Genomic DNA, 12,045 nt, shown 5'->3' with positions numbered 1-12,045 from the left:
TCGTTTGCTGATATGGCGGCGGCACCTCCTTACCGGCAACTGCCTGCTGATTATCCCTACACCGCGCTGGTAAAAGACATCATACATAACCTTGACCGCATTGTTCATAACGTTAAGCCGAAAGGTGATACCCGCTTTCGTTTAACGCTTAACCGGAAAGCATCCCTCATTGCCTGTCGTTTTACGCTGGCCGCTATGGTGCCGCTGGTAAAGTTCCGTGAACTCAGCTTTTCAGAATAATCATTTCATAATCTCTAAATCCATTTGTTTTATGCAAACAGTTATTACAAAACGCGAATTACAGGTGCCTGTAGATGTGCTGATTCGGTTGGCCGATGTACTACTGGAAAAAGATATTACCAATAGTATTACTGGCACAGATGAAGAGGATGGATACATTACTATTGAAGTGGAGTACGAAAAAGAACAGCGGGAAGCTATCCATGAAGCCGAAGACATTATCTCTGATTACCATGAGAATGACGAAGAAGATGAGGATGAAGATTAACGCCAGTTTTACCACCACTACAGGTAATCCTGTGGTGGTGGTTCTCCTTACCCAATAACTTAACCCTTACTCTTACGGAAAGGTAAAATTTCAACACTAAATTATAATGTATGATAAAACGTGACGATCTACTAATCATGCGGGCCATAGCACTCTGTTTTAAACCCTTCCTAAAACCGGAAGAAGCGCTGATTTATTGTAACCTTGGCCGAACGCAATTTGCTAAGAACTGTGAAGAATATGGGGTTTACAAAACCAATAGTGGTTATTACAGGAAGGAAGATATAGACAAGATGCTGTCCGGTGAAACGGTGGCAGTGCGAGCTGCAACCCCGCAGGTCAAATTAAGAGCTGCATAGTAAAAACAGGGCTATTCGATGATGAATAGCCCTGTTGCTTTAGCCTAAAGGAAACCCGCAATATTAAAAGAAGGTAAGTGACTGATTGCCTCTGACTGATCTTTGGGTTTATGCCTTTTGTAAGTCTGCTGCACCTGTCTGGTAGTTGTATGCCCCATCAGATAAGCAATAGTGACATCATCCACGTTCTTATCCTTTAATAGTATGGAAAAACTTAATCTTGCACAAGACCATGTTACGTATTTATTGACACCAGCCCGCTTAATCCATTCTCCCAACACCTTGTTGGCTCCATTCGCCGTAGGCAGGCTGAAAACTTTATTGGCAGAAACTGTCTTGCCAAGAGATAGTTGTTTTATCTCTTCGAGAATAGCAAGGGCTATAGGGTGCAGGGTAAGCACTACAGGCTTGCCGGTTTTCTGCTGTATGATCCTTGTAATTAATGTACCACCCTGTAAGTCCTGCCATTCCAGCCTTTTCACATCCACCCATCTCAGCCCGGTATAACAACTAAACAAGAAAGCCAGCTTCACCTGCTGGTTAAAACAGGGCGTGTTAAGTAAGGCAACGTATTCCTCTGATTCCAGGTGTTCCTTCAACGCTGCACTTGGATTGCGTACAGCTGGAATATCCTCTGTCGGATTATTTCTAAAATAACCATCCTTAGTAGCAGCTTTCACCACCCATTTGAAACGTGCATAATAGTTGGCCGGAGTTTCGCCAGTCAATGTATCCAGCAAATGCCGCCGGAACCTTTTGCAGAAGTTTTCTGTAATATCTACCGGTGAGATAAAATCACTTTTGATATAAGCCTTAAACTTGGTAAGACAGCAGGCCAGATGCCGGTTGCCTTCTCGTTTATTTAATTTGATATAATCCTCAAAATACTCAACAAAGTTTGCCTTAAACTTATGAGCGGGGATAACGGGTGTACCTACCGCCTGCTGCTCGATAGTCAACTGGCTCTTTTTAGTCTCCAGTATTTTCAATGCTTCTTTGTTGAAGTTCTTTTGAATCTGATTTTGCGGGTTGGCATAAATAAATACGCCGGTGGAAGGTCGCTGCCCTGGCCCGCGACCTAAATCATAAAAGAAATAGATCTTATCACCTTTCTTATTGAGCTTTTCTCCAATGTTCATAGGGTATCATTTTTAAAGGTTACGGGAGAGAAGTCCAATGAGTATGCCATGCCAACAATAAAAACAAGGTAGCTAAAGCCAGCTACCATCCGGTGAAAGTTTGTGAAAGAAAGCGGGAACAACAACCTTGAAAATAATTTTGAGAACCACCTCGTACAAAATGTCAGAACTGCCATATAGGCTTGTGTTTCACTGCCAGCAGCGAGTGTCAAAGTGAGTGTCAAACCGGGTGTCAAATAAGCCTTTTCAACCCATTTTTGATGCAAAAATCTGAAGGTGTGATTCCGGTTGTGTTCCGGTGGAGTGCCTGCAATTTTGAGTGTCATTGCGAGTGTCATTTGAGTGTCGTAAATAGTGGGAAAAAGGGCTAAAAAGCATGAAAATCCGACACTCGCGAAAATAAAAAAAGCCTTACAAATCAATGACTTGTAAGGCTATCAAGTGCCCAGAACAGGAATCGAACCTGCACTCCGTTGCCGAAACAAGATTTTGAGTCTAGCGCGTCTACCAATTCCGCCATCTGGGCAATCACAACCGTCCTTCAGTTGCGGGTTGCAAATGTATGTATTTTTATTTAATTCCAAAATAAATTTATTTCTCCTTCATCTTATTTGAATATCGCAAATTACCGATACATTTGCAACTATAAATGATCCAATAAGATGAGCGCAAATAATCTGTTTCAGCCATTCCAACTAAAGACGCTGAATATTAAGAATAGAATAGTGATGGCTCCCATGACAAGAGCCTTTTCTCCTAATGGTATCCCCGGCCAGAACGTAGCCGATTATTATAAACGCAGAGCAGAAGGTCAGGTAGGCCTCATCCTCTCTGAAGGTACTGTGATCGACCGGCCTTCGTCCTCCGCTGATCCCAATATCCCTCACTTCTATGGCACCGAAGCCCTCAATGGATGGAAACGTGTCATTGATGAAGTACATGCAGCTGGTGGTGCTATGGGGCCGCAAATCTGGCACCAGGGCATTCAGGCAAACAACCCTTCCGGCTGGCTGCCTTCTACACCTTTTGAAGGACCTTCTGGTATATTGGCTCCTGATGGTGTTAATGGAAATGCCCTGACTGAAAGTGAAATCGCCGATGTGATCAAGGCATTTGCACAAGCTGCTGCTGATGCTAAACGCCTTGGCTTTGAAACCATCGAACTGCATGGCGCCCACGCATACCTAATCGATCAGTTCTTCTATGCGCTGACAAACAAACGTACTGACAAATACGGTGGCGCTACTATCGGAGATCGTACCCGCTTTGCCGTTGACGTGATCAAAGAAGTGAGAAAAGCTGTTGGTGAAGATTATCCTATCATCATTCGTCTCTCCCAGTTTAAACCTACTGAATATAACCACAAACTCGCTACTACTCCCGCTGAAATGGAAGCATGGCTCACACCGATGGCCGATGCCGGCATTGATATCTTCCATTGTTCTCAGCGCCGTTTCTGGGAACCGGAATTCGAAGGAGATGACCTGAACTTTGCAGGATGGGCGAAAAAGCTGACCGGAAAACCTACGATCACTGTTGGTTCTATTGGCCTGTCAGGCGATTTCATGGGGGCTTTCAGAGGTGAAAGTTCTTCTCCAAGCTCATTGGATGAACTGCTTCGTAGATTTGATCGTGGCGATTTTGATCTGGTGGCTGTAGGACGTCCATTACTGGCTGATTCCAATTGGGTTGTAAAGATTAAAGAAGAACGTAATGATGAACTGAAAGGCTTTAGTAAAGAAGCACTGGCTACATTGTTTTAATATAAAACTGACACTACCCATAAGCAAAGCCCTTCATTTTGTAATGAAGGGCTTTGCTATGAAAAAAATGTCTCTTTAAATCTTGTAAAACGAAAATTGAAGGAAAAGGCCAGCCTTCACTAAAAGCCCCCCCTCCCCCACACCAATAAAAGATTTATCACCAAAGTATAATCGTATTTGACAAATCCCTCATCCTCACATGCACATCAACCTGCCCCACCATAATAACCTGCAGAATAGCATCCCTGAACAAAATAAACTAAATTACAGATGATGGATACGCAAATAGAACAATACCTGCCGGCTTTCAGACAGCAAATAGACAAATGGATCACCTTCAATGACGAAGAGTGGACTATTTTTGCCCAATATTTAAACATCAGGTTACTTCATAAAAAAGATCATTTTACCAGCGCGGGTGAGGTATGCAAAGAATTAGGTTATATCCTTTCCGGGGAACTACGCCTTTACCATGTCAAAGATGGTGAGGAAATCACCGGTTATTTTTCTATGAAAAACGAATTTATCTGCTCCTATAAAAGTTTCTTAAAACAGGAACCAGGCTTATCCTACATACAGGCAATCAATGATGCCGTATTGATCACCTTTAATCATGCCGCCTTACAACAGCTTTTAAATAACCCTGTTACCGCCCATAAGATGGAACGTTTCGGCAGACTTATAGCTGAACATTTAGTTTTCTGTTACGAAGACAGATTGCAGGCCTTTGTAACACAATCTCCTGAAGAACGCTACAAAACGCTTTTAAATAGTAACTCACGGATCTTACAACACATTCCCCAACACTATCTGGCGAATTATCTGGGTATTACACCTGTGTCACTTTCACGCATACGTAAGCGTATTATGGAATCTGGAAGATAGCAGTTAACTTTTCTTATCTTTTGTTAACGGTTTTACTTTAACGGTTGCTATAGTTTTGTTGTAAACTAAATAGATGATGACTGTTAATGAAAGATTACGATGGCGCTATGCTACCAAAAAATTCGATGCAACGAAAAGTGTGCCGGCTGACAAACTTGAACGTATTGTTGAAGCAATAAGACTTACACCGACTTCAAGCGGGCTTCAACCGTTTGAGTTATTAGTAGTATCTAATGTCGAAATCCGCACAAAGATCAGGGCGGTGGCCTGGAATCAGGCGCAAATTACCGATTGCTCACATCTGCTGGTATTTGCTGCCTGGGATGACATCACTGCTGATCGCATCAATATGATGTTCGACCTTACCAATGAGGTTCGTGGTATAAGAAGTGAAGGTTGGGAAAATTACAGGCAGCAATTGCTGGGCCTTGTTGCCGGACGGGGCATGGAGGCTAACTATCAGGCGGCTTCACGGCAGGCTTACATTGGGTTAGGCACCGCCTTAATTGCTGCAGCTTTTGAAGGGGTGGATGCTACACCAATTGAAGGGTTTGACCCCGCAGCTGTTGATGAAATCCTCGATTTGACATCAAAGCATTTACGAAGCGTTGTCATCATGCCGCTTGGCTATCGGGCTACCGAAGGTGATTGGCTGGTGAATTTAAAGAAAGTGAGACGCAGTCGGGAGAATTTTGTTACTGAAATAAAATAAGCAACCCTCTAGTAACGATATACCCCGCTCTAAGAGCTGGGTATATCGTTAGGTTCAATACCTTATCCTGCACCTCCTTATACCCATCACCAGGAACCATCATCTCCACCTTCTCCTATCCCTGTCTCCTCCCCCACATCCAATCCCACAGGCTCCCCATAGTTGATATACATATTATCCTCATCATACCGGATCTCTTTTATCGGGTCCAGTCCTAATAATTTAGCATAGTGCACCAATAACCATCCTCCTGCACGCCCGTTAGGAGAACCCAATAGTGCAATAAAATCCTTACTATACGGCTTCTCTTCACCATTGCTGGACATACTATAATTCTTCATGAGATACTGCATTCTAGAACCATCAGACCAGAGAATGGTATGCAATGTCTGCGCATTAATAATCCCCTGCCGTTTCAGGGTCTTTAGCTCTATCTTCTCCCTGTCCTGCGGTTTTCGCTCAAACTGCGCCCGCTTAAGCGCCTGTATTTGTGCAGCGATGATATCAGCATTGGTAGCGACAGGTTGACTTCCGGCACTCTCTTTATCTTTATCACCAAAGTTCTGAGCGGCAATAAATGTCTTCATCTGCGGGTCATACTGGTTGTTATAGTGCGTTTCGCCACGATTTGCCTGCCTGCCAGTACTGATAAGATACTTTTTTACTTTCTGCCCCTCCTGAAGTGTATTCACATCCTCATCCTCCATTGTTGATTGCGGCCGGCGTTCCCGTAAATCATCCAAACCACCAAACAAATCGTCATCGTCTTCTTTATCAGAATGAAGATCCTCTTGCGTCACTTCCTGCTGCTTAGGTACAGATACTGTATATTTCAGGGTATCTTCGTAATTCGTATTCAATAGAATTTCCGTCCGGGTAAAATGCATCTCCTCCTCCCGGACTGTTTTCGCTTTTTCAAGGGCAATAAGGATCTTTTCTCCTGTAGCATAACTATCATCATATTGTTTTTCTGAGGCCGCCAATGATTTCGTGTCAAAAATAACGGGGAAGTCCAGATTTTCCGGATTTGCCCGTTTCTCTGATTGCTCATTTCCCCCCTCGGCCATGTGTGCGGAGAATTCTTCAAGTACCGTGTCTTTAGAACGTTTTAATTGTATCACAGGTGTTGCTGCGGGATATCCGGTTTTCAACTGTCTGGCCTGCAAACCAGCATTCGCCATTTCCTGGTAAGCCTGCGATTGCCGCACCTGGCTACTATTAATGACCTTTGCCTGCAGCTGCCGTTGGATAATAGCTTCCGGCCGGTTGTTCATCAATTGAAAAGCGCCGCCGCTTTTATTTACCGTTGATGTTAAACTGCTGTTAGCAACCTGCTTTGGGGCGGAGGCAGCCAGGTTCTCATGGGTAATCATTCCTGTTTCATTTTTTATGAACGCTCAATAAAATGGATAGTATGAACAGCCGGTGAGCCAGCTATATTAAATGTAACAATAATTATTTTGATTACCAGTTTTTGACCAAAGGCTGAGCGATCTAAAATTATTTTAAAAACACATTACACACCATACATACTCCCTACTATGTATGCATCCTATGTTTGAAGTTTTTCATATTTCTGTAAAGAACTTCAAAAACCTCTACCAATAATCGATTATTTAGTAGCTTACTAATAATCAAATATCCACGTATGGGAATACTCCACACATTGTACGACGAAATCATCGGCTTCATGGGGCTTAATGCCCTACTCGAAATGTACCGCACAGGAAATTACCAGTCGTTGCTCACTTTAAACGGCATATTAGGCGCCATCTCACCGGTACTCCCCTTTTTGTTATTAATTGAAATAACACGCGCACTCGTCTATAAAAGGTTTAAGATAGAAGACTATCGGATGCCTTTTTTTATCTTCGTTATCAATCGCGTCATCGGCCGTTTTCTTTCTATTGCAGCCATTGCTTTTTGCATCGGCGTATTTGAGAAGTATGCCATCTTCAAAACTACGTTTACCTGGTATTGGCTGATCTATGGCTATATCGTCTGGGAATTTGGTCACTTCCTATATCATTACTGGGGCCACAGGGTTCGCTTATTCTGGTGCCTGCATGCTACCCATCATATGCCACAGACGATGAACCTTTCTGTAAGCTATGCGCATTTCTTCTTAGAAGGCGCCTATGCCGATATTATTCGTACCACGGTATGTATACTGGCCGGCGTGAATCCTCCACTATTGTTTTTCATAATGTTCATTGATGGCCTTTGGGGAGGGTTTATTCATGTAGGAGAAAACATTCTTAAAAACGGAAGATTGGGCTTTCTCAATAAATGGATTTTGACCCCATCTCATCATCGTGTACATCATGCAAAGAACCCCTTGTACATGGATACAAATTTTTGTAATCTGCTGAACATCTGGGATAAGGTGTTTGGTACTTTTCAATATGAAGATCCTAAAGAACCCATTCAATACGGTGTGACACGTAATGTAAACAATCGTAATTTCTTCGATGTTTATTTCGGTGAATTCTATTACCTGGCGCTGGATGTATGGAAAGCCCCAGGCATCATGAATAAAATCCGTTACATTTTTATGCCTCCTGGATGGAGTCATACAGGAGATCACAAAACGGCCGTCATCGTAAAACGCGCTTACCTTGAATCGATAAAACAAACCACTTCAACAACCACGATATATGAAACCAAAGCCAGTTAATACAAATACTTCCCGCAGACAGTTTATCCGCAATACATCTTTATCTCTTGGTGGCCTGTGGCTGACCAATGGTCTTATGGCCCGTGATAAAGGGCCGGTTTATGGTCACAATCATGTTCAATATACACTTGATACCAGCTGGAGCAAATGTAACCCACAGCAATATCCTGTCAATGACTGTCATGAAATGGTGCAGGATAAAAGAGGACGTATCTTTTTGCTGACCAACGAAACGAAAAACAATATACTCATTTACGATACAAAGGGGCAATTACTCGATTCCTGGGGCAATGCATTCCCAGGTGCGCATGGATTGACCATTCATGATGAAAATGGTACTGAATTTTTGTATATCACAGATACGGTAAAGCATCAGGTATATAAAACTACCTTAAGCGGCGAAATACTGCTTACTATCGATGCGCCGATGGATAGTAAGCTATATGCGCAGGCGGAGAAATTTGTTCCTACAGAAACTACGATTGCACCCAATGGAGATATTTTCATTGCTGATGGTTATGGCGAGCAATATATCTTACATTACGACAGTAAGGGACATTTGCTAAATTATTTCGGAGGCCGTGGTAGTGGAGATGAGCATCTTGATAATGCGCATGGTATTTTGTTAGATCCGAGAAGTAAAGATGGATCTTTGCTGATCACCGACCGTACACGGAATTGTTTTAAACGTTTCTCCAGGGAAGGACAATTACTGGATATTATACATCTGCCTGGTGCCTGTGTATGCAGACCTGTCGTACAGGGGAACTTGTTGTATGCAGCAGTGCTTCGTTCTCCGGATATGAATAAGGAAGGAAGTGGGTTCGTGACCATACTTGATCAGCATAATAAAGTAGTGAGTAATATTGGAGGTAGTGAACCTGATTATAAAAATGGTCAGCTTCAGCCTATGTACCAGACAGATAAGATCTTTTTTCATCCGCATGATGTGTGCGTGGACCGGGATCATAATTTGTATGTAGCACAATGGGCATCTGGTAAAGTATATCCTTATAAATTAAAACGGGTCTCCTGAGATTAATTTAGCAAAAAATGAAAAATTTGAAAATAATATTTTGTAGAAAGAAGAAAAGGTTAGAAATTCGCGGTCCTGAAACACAAAATCAGTTGCCCAGATGGCGAAATTGGTAGACGCACTGTGTTCAGGTCGCAGCGCTCGCAAGGGTGTGCTGGTTCGAATCCAGTTCTGGGCACAAAATGGCTCTGTAATCAATTGATTTACAGGGCCATTTTTAATTTATGCTTGTCAATAATTCATAGGTTTTAACGCATTCTACCACTATTATTGACAAGCAATTGACAAGCAGCATGACAAGCAGAAATTGTCCTACTACTCACACCTTTTCCTGGTGGAATTGGCAAAAACAAAATTCCTGGGATTCTTCTAATCGATCTATTGCCTCCCCTTCCTTAATTGGCAGAATTAGAAATGTAAATCTGGCAGTCCTGACAGCTGTTCAGGGAAAATTTCGAAAAATTCTTTTTCCACTATTATTTCCACTTATATCCGTATTCTCTAACGCCACCCTTAAAACAATAAATAGATCGCCTTATATCTATGGCACGGCATACCCATTGTTCACAGTATCCTATAACCCAAAAGCCGCAACGATATGAAAATAGGATCTTACCTAAACAGGACGAAAGATAAAAGGATCTATTATTATGACTATGGCCGGCTTCCCGGACAGCGACCCGCTATAGGAGTATTTACCTATACCAAACCAAAGAACCAGACCGAAAAAAATCATAATAAGCAAGCGTTAGAACTAATCGATGTTAAAAAAAGCCAGACAATAATAGAACAGCAATCTATAGGTTCTGCCTACATTCCTCCCCATAAGTTTAAGGGGAATTTCCTGGAATATTACGCGGAATATGTAGATAAAAATAAGACCGATGGTAACAGGGCTTTACAGAACAGCTTTAAGCAATTCAAAGAATTTGTAGGGCGTAGTTTCGTTTCGCCAGTTGACATTACGGAAAACCTGTGCAAAGAATTTAGGAAATTCCTTTTAGCCAAATTTAAGGGGGAAACTCCCCAGGGGTATTATGCGAGATTCAAGTGGGTATTAAACGCAGCGACTAAGGATAAATATTTCCAGGTCAATCCCACAGACGAAGTTGCAGCTATACCCAATCCCAGCGCGACGTTAAAGGAGAACCTTGAGGTGGAAGAATATTTAACCCTGGTTAAAACACCTTGTTTAAATGAGGAAATAAAATTTGCATTTATCTTCTGCTGCTACACAGGGCTTAGATGGGTAGATGTTGAGCGTGTCTGGAATAATGACGTAAATGAAGACGTTCTTACTACCAGGATCATACAAAAGAAAACTGGTTTACCAGTTACTTTAACCCTGCATCCTATAGCCCAAGCTATAATAAAAATACAAAGAAGGAAAAGAGGTAGCACCCCTGGAAATAAAAAGCTATTTCAACTTCTCGGTCGTAATGGTTGTAACAAAGTATTAGAAAAATGGATAGCAGCGGCTAAAATATCAAAACATATTACCTGGTCATGTGCCCGCTTATCTTTTGCTATACTGCTCAGAGATGCCCTAGTAGATGAGGTTACTATCGCCACCTTAATGGGTCATTCGACACCCAAACAGGTCAATAAGACCTATAAAAGACACCGGGCTAAAGACCAGCTGCAAACCATCATGAAATTGCCATCGGTGGATATTGATAAATATTTTCTTCACTTACCGGATGAGGAAACTGAAGAATAAATTGATGCCTGTAATAAAAAGGAAAGGCTGTCCGCTTTTGGACAGCCTTTCCTTTTTAAATGGAAGACAAAAATTATCTCCTCCTCTTCTTCGGTAATTCCATCTCTGTTGCCTTTTCGCCCTCCAGCATTTTTTCTAAATCTTCTCTTTTAAAGTACCCATTTTCATTTTTAAACACGCCAAACTCTTCGCATTTCTTGGCAAACTGTGTACGTCCAAGATTACAAAAAATCATTGCTTCTTCTGGTTTCAGATAAGGTTTGAAGCAAATTGCAATTGCACGCATAGTAACTAATTCTTGCTGTTTAATCATATGTCAGATTTTAAAGCAAAGTTCAGTCATGCCCTAAAACTGATATTCCAATTGTGCAGCTTTAAGTTGAAAAATGTCATATTATGTAGAAAAATGTCGAAAAATGTAAAAAATAGTCGATCGAATATTTTTTACAATCCATCAATTAAGTGATCCTTCATCTGCCAGGCTGTAAAATCCGACCTCTGAAACTATAATATGGTCAATCACAACAATATCCATAAGGCTTGCTGCCTTCACAATTTTCTCCGTAAAATATTTATCCGTAGAACTAGGATTTAAATTCCCGGAAGGATGATTATGACAAAAGATCAACTTGGTTGCTCCAATTTCCAATGCTTCTCGAAGTATCATTCTTGTATCTGATGAGACATTAGCAATCCCCCCTTTGGCTAAAACACTGTGTTTTAAAACCCTTTGCCCATGATTCATATACAACACATGAAATGATTCATAGGATTGATCCCCTAATATAGGCTTGAAGTATAGCACAGCATCAATGGTACTTCTAATGACCTTTTTCGACAATAAAAGTCCTACCTGCCTGCGTCTCCCCAATTCCATTACCGCTGCTAATTCGGCAGCTTTTATATTTTCTATTCCTCTCATTCTCCTAAACTGGTTCACATTAAATTTCACTAGCTCACTTAGGCTGTAAGAGGCTTTTGCAAGTAATTCCTTTGCAATATTATTTACGTTATTCCCTTTAGAACCGGTGCCGATAGATAGGGCCAACAGTTCCGTATCTGTCAAGGAAGAAGGGCAGTGGTTTATTAATTTTTTGATGCGGTAAATCATCTAAAGTTAGAGGAAAAAATTTTAATCTTTCTCAGAAGGTCATTAAGGTTAACATTGATCCATTATAAATTTAAAGATAATATGACAACTTCAAATCCACTTAATGTCATTTATAGCGTAAGTATTCGGACCTCG

Annotated in this window: 13 protein-coding genes and 2 tRNA genes; 10 read left to right on the top strand and 5 right to left on the bottom strand. The window is 41.6% G+C overall.

The genetic code is table 11. The features are described 5' to 3' along the window. From BW716_RS37250 to BW716_RS33150, 3 genes are all read left to right on the top strand, one after another. Positions 1–240: hypothetical protein (locus BW716_RS37250; protein WP_179091380.1), on the top strand; the 240-nt coding region annotated here is incomplete at its 5' end. 31 nt (positions 241–271) lie between these two features. Next, the gene (locus tag BW716_RS33155; protein ID WP_083730352.1) at positions 272–508 is read left to right on the top strand and encodes a hypothetical protein; all 237 of its coding nucleotides are present in this window, start codon (positions 272–274) and stop codon (positions 506–508) included. Between the two features lie 110 nt (positions 509–618). Further along, positions 619–867, top strand: a complete 249-nt coding sequence (locus tag BW716_RS33150) for a hypothetical protein (RefSeq protein WP_083730351.1) — start codon at positions 619–621, stop codon at positions 865–867. Positions 868–911: 44 nt separating this feature from the next. Here the strand turns inward: BW716_RS33150 and BW716_RS33145 are convergent, their stop codons facing one another. Both BW716_RS33145 and BW716_RS33135 read right to left on the bottom strand, forming a co-directional pair. Further along, entirely contained in the window at positions 912–2,006 is a 1,095-nt protein-coding gene (locus BW716_RS33145; protein WP_083730350.1) for a site-specific integrase, read from the bottom strand. Between the two features lie 442 nt (positions 2,007–2,448). Then, positions 2,449–2,532: transfer RNA gene (locus BW716_RS33135), tRNA-Leu, on the bottom strand. Between the two features lie 136 nt (positions 2,533–2,668). Between BW716_RS33135 and BW716_RS33130 the strand changes: the two genes are divergently transcribed. The 3 genes from BW716_RS33130 (at position 2,669) to BW716_RS33120 (ending at position 5,366) form a co-directional block, all read left to right on the top strand. After that, a complete protein-coding gene (locus BW716_RS33130) occupies positions 2,669–3,769 on the top strand; it encodes an NADH:flavin oxidoreductase (protein WP_083730348.1) in 1,101 nt (366 codons plus the stop codon). A gap of 270 nt (positions 3,770–4,039) precedes the next feature. Next, the gene (locus tag BW716_RS33125; RefSeq protein ID WP_083730347.1) at positions 4,040–4,654 is read left to right on the top strand and encodes a Crp/Fnr family transcriptional regulator; all 615 of its coding nucleotides are present in this window, start codon (positions 4,040–4,042) and stop codon (positions 4,652–4,654) included. A gap of 73 nt (positions 4,655–4,727) precedes the next feature. Further along, complete coding sequence (locus BW716_RS33120; protein WP_083730346.1) at positions 4,728–5,366, top strand: NAD(P)H-dependent oxidoreductase; 639 nt, start codon at positions 4,728–4,730, stop codon at positions 5,364–5,366. A gap of 86 nt (positions 5,367–5,452) precedes the next feature. Here BW716_RS33120 and BW716_RS33115 read toward each other — a convergent pair whose 3' ends face one another. After that, positions 5,453–6,739 carry a hypothetical protein gene (locus BW716_RS33115; protein WP_083730345.1) on the bottom strand — a complete coding sequence of 429 codons (1,287 nt, stop codon included), beginning with the start codon at positions 6,737–6,739 and terminating at the stop codon, positions 5,453–5,455. Between the two features lie 275 nt (positions 6,740–7,014). On the opposite strand from BW716_RS33115, the gene BW716_RS33110 reads away from it, so the two are divergent. From BW716_RS33110 to BW716_RS33095, 4 genes are all read left to right on the top strand, one after another. Beyond that, on the top strand, positions 7,015–8,043 hold the full coding sequence (locus tag BW716_RS33110) for a sterol desaturase family protein (protein WP_083730344.1): 1,029 nt from the start codon (positions 7,015–7,017) through the stop codon (positions 8,041–8,043). Next, entirely contained in the window at positions 8,024–9,079 is a 1,056-nt protein-coding gene (locus BW716_RS33105) for a 6-bladed beta-propeller (protein ID WP_083730343.1), read from the top strand. The genes BW716_RS33110 and BW716_RS33105 overlap by 20 nt, the downstream gene beginning before the upstream one ends. Before the next feature lie 94 nt (positions 9,080–9,173). Then, positions 9,174–9,257 (top strand) — tRNA-Leu (locus BW716_RS33100). 420 nt (positions 9,258–9,677) lie between these two features. Then, positions 9,678–10,799: a site-specific integrase gene (locus BW716_RS33095; protein ID WP_083730342.1), complete on the top strand. Its 1,122-nt coding sequence runs from the start codon at positions 9,678–9,680 to the stop codon at positions 10,797–10,799. A 73-nt stretch (positions 10,800–10,872) separates the two neighbouring features. Here BW716_RS33095 and BW716_RS33090 read toward each other — a convergent pair whose 3' ends face one another. Both BW716_RS33090 and radC read right to left on the bottom strand, forming a co-directional pair. Further along, complete coding sequence (locus tag BW716_RS33090; RefSeq protein WP_083730341.1) at positions 10,873–11,112, bottom strand: hypothetical protein; 240 nt, start codon at positions 11,110–11,112, stop codon at positions 10,873–10,875. Positions 11,113–11,253: 141 nt separating this feature from the next. Beyond that, positions 11,254–11,910 (bottom strand): DNA repair protein RadC, encoded by a 657-nt coding sequence (gene radC, locus BW716_RS33085; protein ID WP_083730340.1) that lies wholly within the window; start codon positions 11,908–11,910, stop codon positions 11,254–11,256. Positions 11,911–12,045 lie beyond the last annotated feature (135 nt).

The organism is [Flexibacter] sp. ATCC 35208 (assembly GCF_001975825.1).
Taxonomy (GTDB): domain Bacteria; phylum Bacteroidota; class Bacteroidia; order Chitinophagales; family Chitinophagaceae; genus Chitinophaga.
The sequence above is the reverse complement of the archived record's forward strand: the minus strand, read 5'-3'. Positions and strand labels throughout refer to the sequence as shown.

Excerpts from the sequence above, each read along its gene's own strand:
- BW716_RS33155 (WP_083730352.1), top strand. The coding sequence starts at position 272 with ATGCAAACAGTTATTACAAAACGCGAATTACAGGTGCCTGTAGATGTG.
- BW716_RS33150 (WP_083730351.1), top strand. The coding sequence starts at position 619 with ATGATAAAACGTGACGATCTACTAATCATGCGGGCCATAGCACTCTGT.
- BW716_RS33110 (WP_083730344.1), top strand. The coding sequence starts at position 7,015 with ATGGGAATACTCCACACATTGTACGACGAAATCATCGGCTTCATGGGG.
- BW716_RS33130 (WP_083730348.1), top strand. The coding sequence starts at position 2,669 with ATGAGCGCAAATAATCTGTTTCAGCCATTCCAACTAAAGACGCTGAAT.
- BW716_RS33095 (WP_083730342.1), top strand. The coding sequence starts at position 9,678 with ATGAAAATAGGATCTTACCTAAACAGGACGAAAGATAAAAGGATCTAT.
- BW716_RS33115 (WP_083730345.1), bottom strand. The coding sequence starts at position 6,739 with ATGATTACCCATGAGAACCTGGCTGCCTCCGCCCCAAAGCAGGTTGCT.
- BW716_RS33125 (WP_083730347.1), top strand. The coding sequence starts at position 4,040 with ATGATGGATACGCAAATAGAACAATACCTGCCGGCTTTCAGACAGCAA.
- BW716_RS33090 (WP_083730341.1), bottom strand. The coding sequence starts at position 11,112 with ATGATTAAACAGCAAGAATTAGTTACTATGCGTGCAATTGCAATTTGC.
- BW716_RS33105 (WP_083730343.1), top strand. The coding sequence starts at position 8,024 with ATGAAACCAAAGCCAGTTAATACAAATACTTCCCGCAGACAGTTTATC.
- BW716_RS33120 (WP_083730346.1), top strand. The coding sequence starts at position 4,728 with ATGATGACTGTTAATGAAAGATTACGATGGCGCTATGCTACCAAAAAA.
- radC (WP_083730340.1), bottom strand. The coding sequence starts at position 11,910 with ATGATTTACCGCATCAAAAAATTAATAAACCACTGCCCTTCTTCCTTG.
- BW716_RS33145 (WP_083730350.1), bottom strand. The coding sequence starts at position 2,006 with ATGAACATTGGAGAAAAGCTCAATAAGAAAGGTGATAAGATCTATTTC.